Origin of the sequence: Acidovorax sp. (assembly GCF_021287135.1) — a bacterium.
Taxonomy (GTDB): domain Bacteria; phylum Pseudomonadota; class Gammaproteobacteria; order Burkholderiales; family Burkholderiaceae_C; genus Acidovorax.
The window spans coordinates 1-15,113 of record NZ_JAJTBB010000033.1 but is presented as its reverse complement, the minus strand read 5'-3'; the positions used below and the strand labels follow the sequence as shown (position 1 = coordinate 15,113).

The window sequence follows — 15,113 nt, the reverse complement described above, 5'->3', positions numbered from 1 at the left end:
CCGCCACCCGGCGCGCAGCCACCCGTCGCCCGACCACCGGGCGTAGGCAGCCAACCCTTTTTGCACTGTGGTGCCGCCCCGCAACCTGCGGGGTGCGCAGCGCTGTGTCCGCTTGTTTGTCCAGAACCACCGAAAGGAAACTGCCATGTCCCGCTCTTTCACCTGTGTTGCCGCACTGCTTGCCAGCGCATCGCTCACCGCCGTCACCGCCGCCCAGGCCCACCAGGTGTGGCTGGAGAACGCCGGCGGCCAGGCCCGCCTGCACTTCGGCGAGTTCAACGAGAACCTGCGCGAGACCTCGCCCGGCCGGCTGGACCAGTTCCAGGGCGTGCCGGCGCTCGAGCAGCGCACCGGCGCCGCCGCGCAGCGCGTGGAAGGCCAGTTGAGCAAGGACGGCTTCCACTACGCCGTGGCCGGCACGCCCGACACGCTGTTCGCCGCGGCCACCTATCCGCTGATCGACCGCAGCAAGCGCAACCTGCCCGCCCTGTATTGGCAGCCCGCGGCGCGCTGGGTGGCGGGCCTTGCACAAGCCGTGGCCCCCACCGCGCCGCTGGACCTGGTGCCCACCGGAAAGCCTGGCGAGTTCAAGGTGGTCTACCAAGGTGCTCCGTTGCCCAAGGCCAAGGTGCAGCTGGCCGCCCCTTCGGGCTGGACGCGCGAGGCCGATGCGGGTGACGACGGCACGGTGCGCTTTGCCCTGCCGTGGAAGGGCCAGTACGTGGCCGAGGTGAAGCACAGCGACAAGACGCCCGGCGAAGCGCGCGGCGAGAAGTACGGCGAAGCCAGCTACGTGACCACGCTGAGCTTTGTGCTGGCCGACGGCATGGCTTCGCCCGACCTGCCAGCGCCCCCGAAGGCGCATTGAGCGCACGGAGCGCACGGAGCGCGCCCAGCGCCCGCCCGGCCGCGCCCCCTGCGGCAGGCCCCTTTTGCCCAAACATTCAAGCCAAATCAAGCTCTAGCGCTTGCCCCATAAGCGCAAACAGCTACTAATTTAATAGCATCATGATGCCAACCAAGTTTCTGCGGTCCGCCCTGGCCCACGCCGCGCTGCTGGCCTTGGGCGGTGCGGCGCTGGCGCAGGCCCGCGCGGACGCGCCCCTTGCGCCCCTTGCGCCCGATGGCGCGCCCGCGCCTTCCTTGCGCCAGGTAGATGTGGTTGACTCCACGGACGGGGCCGCCGCAACACCCGCACGGCGCGCCCAGAGCAGTTCGCGCCTGGGCCTGTCGGTGCTGGAGACGCCGCGCTCGGTGAGCGTGATCGACGGCGCGCTGCTGGAGCAGCAGATGGCCACCACCGAGCGCGACGTGCTGCGCAACGCGTCCGGCGTCTCGTCGCGCAGCGAGTACTACGGCTCGTACTCGCAGTTCGCCATCCGCGGGCTGTGGGCCAACAACACCTACAACTACCTGCGCGACGGCGCGAAGTTCGTGCACCTGCTGGACCCGCCGCTGTTCAACATCGAGCGCGTGGAAGTCATCAAGGGCCCGGCCGCGCTGGAGTTCGGCCAGGTGGCGCCCGGCGGCCTCATCAACTATGTGAGCAAGCGGCCCCAGGCCGAAGCGCTGCGCACCGTGAAGATCGGCGCGGGCAGCCACGGCTGGCGCAGCGGCGAGTTCGACCTGACCGGCCCGCTCAACGCCGAGGGCACGCTGCGCTACCGGCTGGACGGCGGCGCCAGCCGGGGCGGCAGCTTTGTGGACGGGAACACGCCGCGCAAGCAGGGCCTTGCGGGCAGCCTGGAGTGGCAGCTCGCGCCCGGCACCGTGTGGCGCGCGCAGGCCGAGTACCAGGGCATCGACGGCACCTCCACCGCCGGGCTGGCGGTGCCCGACCCCAAGAACCCACGCAGCGCCGACGCGCTGCCCGTGGGCGCGTTCTACGGCGAGCCGTGGCTCACCACCGACGGCCACCTGCGCTTTTACTCCACCGAGCTGCAGCACCGCTTTGCCAACGGGCTGGAGGGCCGCGTGCACCTTTCGCGCAACGAGACCTTCCGCAACGTGAACCTGCCCTCACCCCTGGGCCCCGTCACCAACGGCCGTGTGGCGCGCGGCTACTGGCTGGCGCCGGGGCAGGAATACACGTCCGACACCGCGCTGGCGGAACTGCGTGCGCAGGCGCAGACCGGGCCGGTGAAGCACACGCTGCTGGCGGGGCTGGACTGGCGTGCCATCCAGGGCGTCTACGGCGCGCGCGCCACGGGCAGCCTGGCGCCCATCGATCTGTACAACCCCGTGACGGGCCAGGTGGCGCCCGTGCCTGCCACGGGCGTGGCGCGGCTGTCGTCGGACGCGCGCAACACCGGCGTGTTCGTGCAGGACCGCCTGGTCTGGGGCGACTTCGGCCTGCTGCTGGGCCTGCGCCACGACCGCTTCAAAGATGCCTACACGGCGCCGGTCACCGACGTGGGCAAGACCCAGCCCAGCGTGGCGCTGAGCTGGGAGCCGCGCCCGGGCAGCATGCTCTACGCCAGCCATGCGCGCTCGTTCCAGGCCAACACCGGCACGCTGCTGTGGGGCGACCGCGCCGCGCCGCCGTCCGAGGGCCGGCAGCTCGAAGTGGGCTGGAAGCAGGAGTGGCTGGGCCAGCGCCTGATGACCACCGTGTCGGCCTTCGACCTCACGCTGACCAACGCGCCCGCCACCGATCCCGCGCACACCGGCTACTCGGTGCTGACGGCGCGCCAGCGCATCCGCGGTGTGGAGCTGGAGTTGCAGGGCCGCATCACGCCGGCCTGGACGGTCACGGCCCAGGCCAGCTTCCACGACCCGAAGGTGCAGGCCGACACCACGGCCGGCGCCAATGTGGGCCACCGCGTCGCGCTGGCCACGCGCCGCACCGCATCGCTGTGGACGCAGTACCGCCTGCCGCAGTTGCCGGGCTTGTGGGTGGGCGGCGGCCTGGTGCACCAGGGCGACAAGTTCACCGCCAACGACAACCTGTGGCGCCTGCCCGGCTACACCGTGGTGGACCTGGCCGTGGGCTACCAGTTCTCCAGCGGCGTGCGGCTGCAGGCCAACCTGAAGAACGCCACCAACCGCCGCTACTACATCGATGGCACCACTACGGCCGCGGGCTTCGGCTCCGTCACGCCCGGCCAGCCGCGCAGCCTGCAGGTGTCGCTGGACTACGCCTTCTGAGCGCACCGCCGCGCAGCCCCTTTTTTTTCAATTCAATGTTGGGAGAGACCACACCATGAAACCTGGCACCACCGTCTGCCGCACCGCCATCGCCCAGGCGGCCCTGCTCGCACTGTGCAGCGCCGCGCAGGCCCAACCGGCACCGCCGGACAGCACCGCCGCGCCCACCGCGGACAAGGCCCTGGCCCCCGTCACCGTGAGCGCCGGCGCCGAGCACGAGAACCCCACCGCGCCGGTGACCGGCTTCGTGGCCCGGCGGGCGCTGTCGGCCACCAAGACCGACACGCCGCTCATCGAAACGCCGCAGGCCATCAGCGTGGTCACGCGCGACCAGATGGAGGCCCAGGGCGTGCAGACGCTGCGGCAGGTCACCGCGTACACGGCGGGCGCGGTGTCCAACTACTTCGACAGCCGTGTGGACAGCTTCAAGGCCCGCGGCGGCGACGTGAGCCAGTACCAGGACGGCCTGCTGCGCATTTACGGCACCTACAACACCAGCCGCCCCGACCCGTACACGCTGGAGCGCGTGGAGTTCCTGCGCGGCCCGACCTCGGTGCTGTACGGCCAGGGCAGCGTGGGCGGCGTGCTCAACCTCACCAGCAAGCGCCCGCAGGCCGAAGCCGCGCGCGAGGTGCAACTGCAGGTGGGCAACAACGCGCGCAAGCAGATCGCCGCCGACCTGACCGGCGCGCTCGACCAGGAGGGCCAATGGCTGTACCGCCTGGTGGCCGTGGGCCGCGACAGCGGCACGCAGGTGGACCACGTGGACGACGACCGCGTGGTGCTCATGCCCTCCCTCACCTGGAAGCCCAGCGCCGACACCTCCCTCACGCTGCAAGCCCTGCACCAGAAGGACCAGAGCGGCTCGCTCATCGGCTTCTTCCCCTGGCAGGGCACGCAGTTGCCCAGCCGGTATGGGCAGATCCCGCGCCACACCTTTATCAGCGAGCCGGGCTGGGACGCGTATGACACCACCAACAACTCGTGGGGCTACCTGTTCAGCCACCGCCTGAACGCCGACTGGACCGTGCGCCAGAACCTGCGGCGCACGGTGAGCGAGGTGGACTACCGCACGCTGTACACCAGCTTCACGGCCAACGCCGCCACCGGCCGCCCCGCCCGCCCGGTGTTCAACAGCGACGGCCGCACGGTGCTGCGCGACGCCGCCTGGCAGGTCAACACCGGCCGCATGCTGCTCATCGACACGCAGCTGGAGGGCAAGCTGCAGGCCGGCAGCACCCAGCACACCCTGCTCACCGGGCTGGACGTGCAGCGCAACCACACGGGCCAGCAAGCCTGGCGCGCCGTGGCGCCAGCCATCGATGTGTACAGCCCGGTCTACGGCAACTTCACGCCCCCCACAGCGGCCCAGCTGGTGCGCCAGCCCAGCGTGGTGCAAAAGCAGCTGGGCTTCTATGCGCAAGACCAGATCCAATGGGGCCGATGGACAGCCACGCTGGGCCTGCGCCACGACAGCGCCCAGACCGACACCGAAGGCCGCCCCGCCGCCGCGGCGGACGACAAGGCCTGGACCAAACGCGCGGGCGTCACCTACCAGATGGACGGTGGCTGGGCGCCGTATGCGGGCTACTCGGAATCGTTCCAGCCGCTGGGCGGCGTGGATGCGTACGGCACGCCCTTCAAGCCCCAGCGCGGGGAGCAGTGGGAGGCCGGCGTGAAGTGGCAGCCCCCGGGCCGCGGCATCACCGCCTTTGCCGCGGTCTACCAGCTGCGCGAGAAGAACCGCAAGACCAACGACCCCGGCAACCCGCTCAACAGCCTGCAGATCGGCGAGGTGAAGGTGCGCGGCCTGGAGGCCGAGGTGCAGGCCAGCCTGGCGCGGCAATGGGACTTCACCCTGGCGTATGCCTTCACCGACGCCAAGATCAGCCGCAGCAACGCGGGCGACCAGGGCACGCCCGTGCCCAGCACGCCGCGGCACACGGCATCGGCCTGGGTGAGCCACCGCTTCGCCAGCACGGGGCGCGGCGGCTGGACGGTGGGCGGGGGCCTGCGCTACACCGGCTCGCAGTGGAGCGGCACCTCGTCCATCACCACACCGGCTGCCACCGTGGCTGATGCCATGGTCGCCTACGACGCGGGTGACTGGCGCGTGGCCTTCAACGTGGCCAACCTCACGGACAAGGTGCAGATCACCCAGTGCCTGGCGCGCGGGGACTGCTTCTACGGCCAGGCGCGCACCTACACGCTGACCTCGACATACCGCTTTTGACCGCTGCCGCCGCTTTCGAGCGCCGGGGCCGCCGCCCCGGCGTTTGTTGCACACGAACAACGCCCCTGCACACGAAAGGTGCTTGTCCCTGTGGCGGTCACATTCACTCGCTAGTAGCATCCCGGCGTTGCAAAGTGCAACGATTCATCACCATGGGCACCGAACTTGCTTCAGCGACGGGCCCCGGGCGTTACCCCCAATGCGCGGCGGCTTGTGATGATTTGTCATCAAACACAATTTGATCGAAGGAAACCTCGCGAATGAAAACAATGAACCGCTGCGCCCTCGCTGCGCTGGCCTTGATCGGTACGTCGGCTGCCTTTGCCCAGAGCAGCGTCACGCTGTACGGCCGTATCAACACTACGTTCGAGCGCCAGAAAGATGGCGACGTTTCCAAGACGGGCCTGTTCAACAACGCCTCGCGCTTCGGCTTCAAGGGCCAGGAAGACCTGGGCGGCGGCCTGAAGGCGGGCTTCCAGCTGGAAAGCGGCTTTGACTCCAGCTCCGGCGCGACCGACGCCCGCGGCGTCTTTGCCCGCCAGAGCGAAGTGAACCTCTCCGGCGGCTTCGGCATGGTGCGCCTGGGCAACTTCACGTCGGAGTCGTACTACGCCACGGCCGACTTCATCAGCAACCACAACCACGACACCGGCTCGTCGGCCGACGCCCTGTACGCCTACCCGGCACGCGACGTCAACAAGATCGCCTACCGCACCCCCAGCCTGGGCGGCGCCACCTTTGAAGCCGGCTGGGCCATGCACGAACAGCCCAGCGGCGCGGGCGGCAAGAACAGCATCGACCTGGCCGCCAACTACGAAGTGGGCGCACTGGGTCTGGGCGCTGGCTACTCCAAGCTGGGCGACCAGAACCAGTTTGCCGTGCGCGCCTCGTACTCCACCGGCCCCTTCGTGCTGGGCGCCTATGTGCAGCGCGACAAGAACGTCTACATCGCCAACGGCGGCAGCCGCAACAACGTGCGCCTGTCGGCCGCCTACATCCTGGGCGTGTCCGAATTCCACGTGAACGTGGGCCGCGCAGGCAGCTACGCCAACGTGAGCAACAGCGCCGCCACCCAGTACACCCTGGGCTACAACTACAACCTGAGCAAGCGCACCAAGATCTACACGTACTACACCCGCATCAACAACGGCCAAGCCGCCAACTACGGTGTGTCGGCCGCCGGCAACGACTTCAGCTCGTTCGCCGTGGGCGTGCGCCACAACTTCTGATGGCGCTGTGCGCCTGCTGCGGGCCTGACGGGCCAGCGGCGGCGCACCAAGCCACGGGGCCTTGCATCCTGCACGGGTGCAAGGCCCTTTTTCATGCCGCCTTGCATCCTGCACGGGTGCAAGGCCCTTTTTTCATGCCGCCGTGAATCCTGCACCGCGCCCTGCAGGACTGCGCCCACGGCCGGTGCAGTCGGCGCCTTGCAGCAGCGCGTTGTTAAACAACAGACGAACTGCGTGCGGCGCCCCGCTTCAAAACGACTTCTTCAGCAGCCGATCCACCGACCAGATGCCGCCACCAAAGGCCGCAAAGAACAGGCTGCCGAAGGCCCAGATGCTGGACAGCTGGACAGCCTTGTCTTGCAGGAGATCGGTGAATACGACGCCCCCGTCCATGAGCCGCTTCGCGCCGTTGGGGGTCAGAAATTCCGGGTGGGCCTTGATCGCCTCCAGGCCCAGGCTGCTCAGCAGCGGCTGGGCGTTGTAGGGGTAGTGAAAGTGGAACCACACGGTCACGAACAGCATGACCGCATTGGCCAGCGCGAAGGGCCGGGTCAGCAACCCCAGGATGAGTGCAAAGCCGCCGACGACCTGCATGACGGCCAGCAGGGGCGAGAACAGCCAGCCCGGGTGAAAGCCGATCATCTCGACAAACTGCACCTGGCCCATGGGGTTCAGGATCTTCGGCCAGCCTTCGTGCAGCAGCCAGCCGCCCACGGCCAGTCGGAGCAGGAGCCAGCCAAGGGGCTGGGCAAACGTCTCATACATGCCGGCCAGCGCCGGGATGACCAGGCTTTCTTTGGGAACACTGAAATCAAGAGGGTTGCGCATACGGTGCCTCGCAAGCGTGAAAGGAGGAAAAGCCGTGCACCGGAGCGCATTCGTGCAGCTCGCGGGCACAGCCTCAGGGACCATCAGTCCTTCAGCGGAGAGATGCCTTGGACGGGCCCGATCAAACGCTCGAAGAGGCTCTTGAGGCGCTCCACACGGGCACGGTCCCGCATGAACGCCACAAAGTCCTCGGGACTGGTGTTGTAGTGGTCGACCGTCTGGAAGCCTGGCAGCGGCGCCACGTCCTTGCGGATGGGGAACTGCCGCGGGTGGGAGGCCACCGGCAGCGACAACTGCCAGCTCATGTACAGCTTGGCTGCATTCGGATGCTTGGCGTCCTTGAAGATCGCACCGGTCTGCGCCCAGGTGAGGAAGGGGTCGTTCTTGGGCAGCACGAAGCGCAGCGCCGACGATTCCACCGGAACGAAGCTGCCCGACGTGCCGGTCGCGACGGCGTATTTGCCGGCCTCCACCGCGTCGCGCGGGGTCTGCGTGCCACGCACCCATTGCACGCCGTTGGCCTTGAGCTTGTCGATGAACCCGATGCCGTACTTCTGGATGATCTTGTCGAACAGGTACAGCACGGCGTCATCATCGTTGGGGTACGTGATGATGATGCGGTCCTTGAACTCGGGCTTGAGGAAGTCCGAATAGTCGCGCGGCGCATTCTCTGCCGACACGTAGTTCTTGTTGTAGCTGTTGGCGAAGGTCAGCATGAACAGGCCGGTAAAGCGGCCGGCCGGGTCCTTGTAGGCCGTGGGAATCTGGTCCCAGCCGATGGGCTTGTACGGCAGCAGCAGCCCGCGTGCGGCCCAGTTGTCGAAATCGTGCAGCGTCTGCAGGTGCGCCACGTCCACTTCCAGGTCCTTGCGCAGCAGTTGCTCTTCGATGCGCGCGTCGTGGTACTTGCTCAGGTCGACCACGATGTTGATCTTCATGCCCGGAAAGCGGCGCTCGAAGTTGGACTGGATGCCAAAGCCCTGGGTTACCTCATCGCCGCCGGCGTACACGGTCAGCTGGCCGCCCTCCTTGAGAGCCGCCTGGTACAAGTCGTCCAGCGACTGGCCCGCGCCATCGCGCTCGACAGCCGTGGCCGCCTGCGTCGGTGGCGTCTGGGCCTGGCTGTGGACGGAGAAACCTGTGGCTGCGAGCGCGAGGGCCAGGCAGGTGATGCGCAAGGGGAGAACGATCTGCATGCTTTTTCTTTCGAAGGACACGGGGGGAAGAATTCAGAGAGCCGCGCGGGCGGCCAGTCATGAAAAGAAGGGGAAATCGGGGTTTTCGGGCGCCGCCGGCCCTGGGGCGGAAAGACCTACAGAGGGGCGCCACGGCGCTGGAATGTTCTGAAACTCTGGCGGGATGTGCTCAATGCGGGCATCGTAGGCAGGCCGCATTGACAAATAAATCCCGTCAATCCAGATAATCTGTATGGCAAAAGCAAACAATAACGAGGAATCCGGCGCCAGCCACCTCGCCAACCTCAAGCGCATGGCGTACTTCGCGGCGGTGGTCGAGACGGGTAGTTTCACGGCGGCCGCCGAACGGCTGGGCATCACCAAGGCCGTCGTCAGCCAGCAGGTGGCACGGCTGGAGCAGGAGTTCCGCACCACGCTGCTCACACGCACCACCCGCCGGGTGACGGCCACGGACGCAGGCAAGGCGTTTCACGAGCGCTGCGCCTTGATCCTGAAGGAGGCGCACGACGCATTCGATGAACTGGGGGAACGGGTGACGGAGCCGACCGGCACGTTGCGGCTGACCGCGGCGCTGGACTACGGCATCACGACCATCGTGCCGGCCATCACGGAGTTCACGCGGCGTTATCCGCAGTGCAAGGTGGACGCGATTCTGAGCGACCAGTCGCTCGACGTGATGTCCGGCCAGGTGGAGCTGGCTATCCGCGTGGGGTGGTTGACGGACGCGGGGGTGCAGTCCCGGCAGATTGGCGCATTCCGGCAACTGCTGGTCGCAGCACCAGCGTGGAAGGGCTCCGTGGACGCCCTGGCCGACCCGCAAGGCGTAGCCCAGCTTCCGTTCGTGGCCAATACCGCCTTGCGCGACCCCACGCATTGGAGCTTCTCGCGGGGCGAACGGGAGCGCCAGAGCGTCTCGGTGCACGCCGTGATGTCGATGGACGCCACGTTGGCCGTGCGCGAGGCGGTGCGCTACGGCGCAGGGCTGTCCGTGTTGCCGGACTATGCGGTGGCAGAGGACCTGGAGACCGGGCGGCTGGTCCATGTGCTGCCGCAGTGGGGACTGCCCTTGGGCGGCATCCACGCGGTGTTTCCCACGGCACGCTTCAGGCCCGCGAAGGTCCGGGCGTTCGTGGACTTGCTGCGGGAAATGGCCCCGGTGGCGGCGCACAGGGGACCGTGAGTTCGCGGTGCCGGCGGCCGGAACCGGGCTTCGCCCAGCGATCCGTGCGCTTGCCGCCCGCGGCTATTTGGCGACGTTCTGCCGCACGAGCTTGGACGTGACGGGGTGGAAATACGCCTCCACCATCTGCCCACCCTTGAAGCCGTAGACCTCGTAGCAGTTGCCTTTGGCGATCTTGAACGTCACGATCTTGTACCCGCGGAACTCGGCCAGCAGCCGCATTTCCGCCTCGGGCAGCCACTCGCTGCGCGGCTCGGTGGTGCATGCGTCCTCCAGGCGCTCCCGGGTGAAGCCCGGCACGGCTGACGGCGGCTGCGCGGCGGGCTTTTCTGCACCGGCCGCCCAGGCGGACGGCAGCACCAGCGGCGACAACGCCAGCGCAGCGGCTCCGAGGAAAAAGGAAATGTTTCGGCCCACAGGCACCTCCGGTGATGGATTTTTCCGGGAGGTTAGCCAGCGCAGATTAATCCGCGCTTAGGAAGCTCTGCGGAAGTTCCCGGACCGCCGGCGCAGCCGATGGGGGGCGGCCACGCACCCCACGCAGCAACGGCCAGCTCTGCCACCCGCTGTCATCCATCTGCGGCTACCGCCCCAGCACCGCCACCTGTACCTCGGTGCGAACCTCGAAACCCAGGCTCTCGTACAACGCGATGGCGGCCCGGTTGGTCACCCAGGCGTGCAGAAACGGCTGATCGCCGCGCTGCTGGGCGGCATGGGCCACGAGCGATGACAGGCGCCGCGCCAGCCCGCGGCCGCGAAAGTCCGGGTGGACGCAGACACCGCTGACTTCCGTGCCCCCGGCGAAACGCATGCGTTCCCCGGCCATGGCCGCCAGCCGGCCGCTGACCCGGATGCCCAGAAACCGGCCCATCGCGTGCGTGCGCGGCAGAAAGGGGCCCGGCTCGGTCAGTTGCGCCAGGGCCAGCATCTCTGCCGCGTCGGCGTCGCCCAGCTCCAGCACCTCGTCCGCGCCCGCCTCCGGCGCGACCGGGCGCACGGCCAGCATCTGCACACCCTGCGCACGCCGAAGCGCCTGCAGGCCGGGGGGCAGTGCAATGGGCGGGACCTGCAGCACGAACACGGACTCCCCCGGCTGCACCAGGGCGCCCAGCGCCGCGAGGCATGCACCGTCCTCGTCGTCCCGCGCGGATGCGAACAGGTTCACGTCACGCCGGTAGCGGCGGGCCAGCGGCCCACCCTCCGCCAGATGAGGCGCGCTGGCCAGCGAGGCCCAGACGGGCCGGTCGAACGGGTTGTTCATTCCATCATGGTTCATGGTTTTTTGCCTCCTGAACGGCCCGCTGCGGCGGGCTGCCTGGCCAGCGCCCTGGCCGAACGCTGCAGCAGCGACGTGCGCTCCAGCCCCTGCTCCACCGCGGCCAGCTGGTCCAAGAGCGGCCCCTGCAGCCCCGCGCACACCTGCGCGACCGACGCATCGAGCAACGGCCACACCTCACGCTTGGCCCGGCGCACCAGCGCCTGCCCTGCAGGGCTGAGCGCCAGCCGCCGCACGCGCCGGTCGCCCTCCACGGATTCCGACTGCACCAGCCCGCGCTCTTCCAGCCCCCGCAGCGAGCGCGTGACCACCGGCTGGCTCACGCCCACCGCGTCGCTCAGTTCGCCCACGCCCAGCGGGCCATGCCAGTCCAGCGCCGCCAGCAGCGGAAAGTGCGCCGCGGGCAGGTCCATCCCATGCTGGAGCAGCACCGCCTGGGTCTGCGCCTGCAGGGCTTCGCCAATGCGCTTGAAGCGGGTTCCGAGCGTGAGGAACCCCAGCTCTTTAACGACGTCGTCCACCATTCAAATCACCTCACGATATATATCATGATATGTATTTACCAGACCTCGTCAAGCGTTGGCAAGGTTCGGAAGAATCTTCGGGGAGCCGCCTGCGGCAGGCGCAGGCCCGGGCAAGGCCCCGCACCGGCAGCACTGCCGGCAACGGGGATGCGCCAGTGAGGTCAGACGTTCATGATCGAGACCAGGCGCGTGTTCAGGTGCGCCTCGATGGCCTCGGGGCCACCTTCGGAACCGTAACCCGAGTCCTTGAGGCCGCCAAAGGGCAGCTCGGCCGCCGGCGCAGCGGCCTGGTTGATCCACAGCATGCCCACTTCCAAGCGCTGGGCCAGCAGGTGCGCGTTCTTCAGCGAGGACGTGAAGGCGTACCCGGCCAGGCCAAACGGCAGGCGGTTGGCTTCGGCGATGGCGTCCTCGATCTTTTCAAAGCCGCGCACGGCCGCCACGGGGCCGAAGGGCTCTTCGTTCACGATGCGGGCCGACAGCGGCACATCGTTGAGCACCGTGGGCTGGAAGAAGTTGCCTTCGCTGCCGATGCGCTCACCGCCCGTCACCAGCGTGGCGCCCTGCTGCACGGCATCGGCCATCAGGTCGGCCATGGCCGTGATGCGGCGGGGGTTGGCCAGCGGCCCCATCTGCGTGCCGGCCGTGAGGCCGTCGCCCACCTTGAGGCCCTGGGCGTACTTGGCGAAGGCGGCCACGAAATCGGCGCGGATGCTCTCGTGCACCAGGTAGCGTGTGGGCGAGATGCACACCTGGCCCGCATTGCGGAACTTGGCGCCGCTGCTGATCTTGATGGCCAATTCGAGGTCGGCGTCCTCGGCCACGATCACCGGGGCGTGGCCGCCCAGTTCCATGGTCACGCGCTTCATGTGCTTGCCCGCCAGCGCCGCCAGTTGCTTGCCCACGGGCGTGGAGCCCGTGAAGGTGACCTTGCGGATGATGGGGTGCGGGATCAGGTAGCTGGAGATGTCGGCCGGGTTGCCGTACACCAGGCCCACGGTGCCAGCGGGCACGCCCGCGTCGGCGAACGCGCGGATCAGCTCGGCCGGGCTGGCGGGGGTTTCTTCGGGTGCCTTGACCAGGATGGAGCAGCCCGCGCCCAGCGCGGCGGCCAGCTTGCGCACCACCTGGTTGATGGGGAAGTTCCACGGCGTGAATGCGGCCACAGGGCCCACGGGGTCCTTCAGCACCATCTGCGTGGCCTTGAGGTTGCGCGAGGGCACGATGCGGCCGTACACGCGCAGCGATTCGTCGGCAAACCATTCGATGATGTCGGCCGACGCCAGGGTCTCGACCTTGGCCTCGGCCAAGGGCTTGCCCTGCTCTTGCACCATGATGGCGGCGATGGCCTCGGCCCGCTCGCGCATCAGCGCGGCGGCGCGGCGCATGGTCTTCGCGCGCTCGGCGGCAGGCATGTCGCGCCAGGCCTCAAATCCCTTTTGCGCAGCCTCCAACGCACGGTCCAGGTCCGGCTGGCTGGCATGCGCCACACGGCCGACCTCCTTGCCCGTGGCGGGGTTGAACACGGCAAGCGTCTTGCCGTCGGCAGCGTCTTGCCACTGGCCTGCGATGAAAAGCTGGGTGTTGGGATAAGTCATGGGCGTTGGTCGGACGTTGGTGAGAAAAAGGACAAATGACTATACGCCTGCGATGATGACCGTGTTGCTGAAGGAGATTGCATGCGAGCAGTAGTTCAAAGCCTCGAAGAGTCGCGCATCCGCGAGGTCGCCAACGAGGGCCTGGGGCGCAGCGATGTGCTGAAGTTCTGGTTTGGCGAGAGCGACGAGGTGACCCCCGATTTCATCCGCGAGGCGGCCATTGCGTCGCTGCAGCACGGCGAGACGTTTTACGCGCACAACCTGGGCCTGCCGGAGCTGCGGCACGCCATCGCAGGCTACATGCACGGCCTGCACCCGCAGCAGCACACCGACGCATGGTTCGACCGCATCGCAGTCACGTCCGGCGGCGTGAACGGCCTGATGGTGGCCATGCAGGCGCTGGTGGATGCGGGCGACGAGGTGGTGCTGGTCACGCCCGTGTGGCCCAACCTGGTGGCGCAGCCGCGCATCCTGGGCGCCCAGGTGCGCACCGTGCCGCTGGTGGCCGACGCACACGGCGCGTGGCGGCTGGACATGGATGCGCTGCTGGCCGCCATCACGCCCGGCACGCGCTTGCTGGTGGTGAACGCGCCCAATAACCCCACGGGCTGGACGCTCACGCGCGAAGAGCAGGCCGCCATCCTGGCGCACTGCCGCCGCACGGGCACGTGGATTCTGGCCGACGAGGTGTACGAGCGCCTGTATTACGCAGGCGACACGGCCAACGGCGCCGCGCCCAGCTTTCTGGACGTGGCCGCCCCGGAAGACCGGCTCATCGTGACGCACAGCTTTTCCAAGAGCTTCCTGATGACCGGCTGGCGCCTGGGCTGGCTGGTGCTGCCGCCCTCACTCACGCACGCCGTGGGCAAGCTGATCGAGTTCAACACCTCGTGCGCGCCGGTGTTCGTGCAGCGCGGCGCCACGGTGGCGCTGCAGCGCACGGGGGAAGTGACGCCTGCGCTGGTGGCGCACCTGAAGACCTGCCGCGACACGCTGGTGCCGCTGCTGGCCGACGTGCCCGGCGTGTCGGTGGCCACACCGCTGGGCGGCATGTATGCGTTCTTCCACATCGACGGTTACGACGATTGCCTGACGCTGGCCAAGCGGCTGGTGCGGGAGGCGGGGCTGGGGTTGGCGCCGGGCAGTGCGTTTGGCGACGAGGCGTCGGGGTGGCTGCGGTGGTGTTTTGCAAGCCAGGATGTGGGGAGGTTGGAGGAAGGGGTTCGCAGGTTGAGGGGGTGGTTGAAGGGGTGATGGGAAGGGTTTCTTCAAGGATTTTTGGGCACTAGCGCTTGATGGGAAAGCGCAGGCAGCTATTGATTTGATAGCTTTGATGATTGCGTTTGCCGCTCGGACGGAGCTTGCAGACGTTGGGGGACGATTCCCCAACCGTTCGGGCTGAGCCTGTCGAAGCCGGGGCGCGACCGCTCGCTCGCCCATTTGCGCAGCATGCTTTCGCTGAGGGCGGAGGCCGGGAGTCGCCCGGCGGCGAGTCCCTTTCTTTCGCGTCGCCGAAAGAAAGGAACCAAAGAAAGGGCGACCCTACAGGCTGCGTCCCTCCGCTTCGCTACGGGCAACCTGCGGTGCTCGCGGGCGGGGTGCGCTGCGGAACTCGCTTTGCGCTGCGCGCGCCGCTCGGACAACCGCAGCGAGTCAGAGCACGAAGCCTGTGTGTCCTGCGGCACACAGGCCACCCCGCCCGCTGCGCTCCTCGGCGCATCCTGAAGGGAACCCGGGGATCGGACATCCACACGGGCCATTGCTGCGCTGCGCTGCGCCCGGCCTGGCTTTCGCAGCGCGAGGCGCTTGCGCCCGCGAAGGCGGGGCCGAGCGCAGCGATGGCCCGTGTGGCTGTTTGGCTGTTCGGCTGTCCCACCCCTGCTGGCTGCGCCTGCGGCGGGG

The 15,113-nt window shown here is 68.3% G+C and carries 12 protein-coding genes; 6 read left to right on the top strand and 6 right to left on the bottom strand.

Translation table 11 applies throughout. From position 1 onward, the window contains the following. Positions 1 to 145 precede the first annotated feature (145 nt). The 4 genes from LWW96_RS08865 to LWW96_RS08850 all read left to right on the top strand — a co-directional run bounded on the left by LWW96_RS08865 (position 146) and on the right by LWW96_RS08850 (position 6,609). Positions 146 to 868, top strand: coding sequence for a DUF4198 domain-containing protein (locus LWW96_RS08865; RefSeq protein WP_291486070.1), 723 nt, complete (start codon positions 146 to 148; stop codon positions 866 to 868). Positions 869 to 1,011: 143 nt separating this feature from the next. Then, positions 1,012 to 3,147 carry a TonB-dependent siderophore receptor gene (locus tag LWW96_RS08860; protein WP_291486068.1) on the top strand — a complete coding sequence of 712 codons (2,136 nt, stop codon included), beginning with the start codon at positions 1,012 to 1,014 and terminating at the stop codon, positions 3,145 to 3,147. Positions 3,148 to 3,202: 55 nt separating this feature from the next. Continuing rightward, the gene (locus LWW96_RS08855; RefSeq protein WP_291486066.1) at positions 3,203 to 5,380 is read left to right on the top strand and encodes a TonB-dependent siderophore receptor; all 2,178 of its coding nucleotides are present in this window, start codon (positions 3,203 to 3,205) and stop codon (positions 5,378 to 5,380) included. Between the two features lie 260 nt (positions 5,381 to 5,640). Then, positions 5,641 to 6,609, top strand: coding sequence for a porin (locus tag LWW96_RS08850; protein WP_291486064.1), 969 nt, complete (start codon positions 5,641 to 5,643; stop codon positions 6,607 to 6,609). 249 nt (positions 6,610 to 6,858) lie between these two features. Here the strand turns inward: LWW96_RS08850 and LWW96_RS08845 are convergent, their stop codons facing one another. Further along, on the bottom strand, positions 6,859 to 7,437 hold the full coding sequence (locus LWW96_RS08845) for a DoxX family protein (RefSeq protein ID WP_291486062.1): 579 nt from the start codon (positions 7,435 to 7,437) through the stop codon (positions 6,859 to 6,861). A gap of 83 nt (positions 7,438 to 7,520) precedes the next feature. Further along, positions 7,521 to 8,633, bottom strand: a complete 1,113-nt coding sequence (locus LWW96_RS08840) for an extracellular solute-binding protein (RefSeq protein ID WP_291486060.1) — start codon at positions 8,631 to 8,633, stop codon at positions 7,521 to 7,523. A 232-nt stretch (positions 8,634 to 8,865) separates the two neighbouring features. Here LWW96_RS08840 and LWW96_RS08835 point away from each other — a divergent pair, with 232 nt between their 5' ends. After that, positions 8,866 to 9,813, top strand: a complete 948-nt coding sequence (locus LWW96_RS08835; RefSeq protein WP_291486058.1) for a LysR family transcriptional regulator — start codon at positions 8,866 to 8,868, stop codon at positions 9,811 to 9,813. A gap of 63 nt (positions 9,814 to 9,876) precedes the next feature. Here the strand turns inward: LWW96_RS08835 and LWW96_RS08830 are convergent, their stop codons facing one another. The 4 genes from LWW96_RS08830 to LWW96_RS08815 form a co-directional block, all read right to left on the bottom strand. After that, positions 9,877 to 10,230, bottom strand: coding sequence for a PepSY domain-containing protein (locus tag LWW96_RS08830; protein WP_291486057.1), 354 nt, complete (start codon positions 10,228 to 10,230; stop codon positions 9,877 to 9,879). 166 nt (positions 10,231 to 10,396) lie between these two features. Further along, a complete protein-coding gene (locus LWW96_RS08825; RefSeq protein WP_291486055.1) occupies positions 10,397 to 11,089 on the bottom strand; it encodes a GNAT family N-acetyltransferase in 693 nt (230 codons plus the stop codon). Further along, entirely contained in the window at positions 11,086 to 11,613 is a 528-nt protein-coding gene (locus LWW96_RS08820; protein ID WP_291486052.1) for a MarR family transcriptional regulator, read from the bottom strand. Before LWW96_RS08820 ends, LWW96_RS08825 begins: the two co-directional genes overlap by 4 nt. Positions 11,614 to 11,774: 161 nt before the next feature. After that, a complete protein-coding gene (locus tag LWW96_RS08815) occupies positions 11,775 to 13,211 on the bottom strand; it encodes an NAD-dependent succinate-semialdehyde dehydrogenase (RefSeq protein WP_291486050.1) in 1,437 nt (478 codons plus the stop codon). A gap of 81 nt (positions 13,212 to 13,292) precedes the next feature. On the opposite strand from LWW96_RS08815, the gene LWW96_RS08810 reads away from it, so the two are divergent. Next, positions 13,293 to 14,465: a pyridoxal phosphate-dependent aminotransferase gene (locus LWW96_RS08810; RefSeq protein WP_291486048.1), complete on the top strand. Its 1,173-nt coding sequence runs from the start codon at positions 13,293 to 13,295 to the stop codon at positions 14,463 to 14,465. The last annotated feature ends 648 nt before the right edge of the window (positions 14,466 to 15,113 follow it).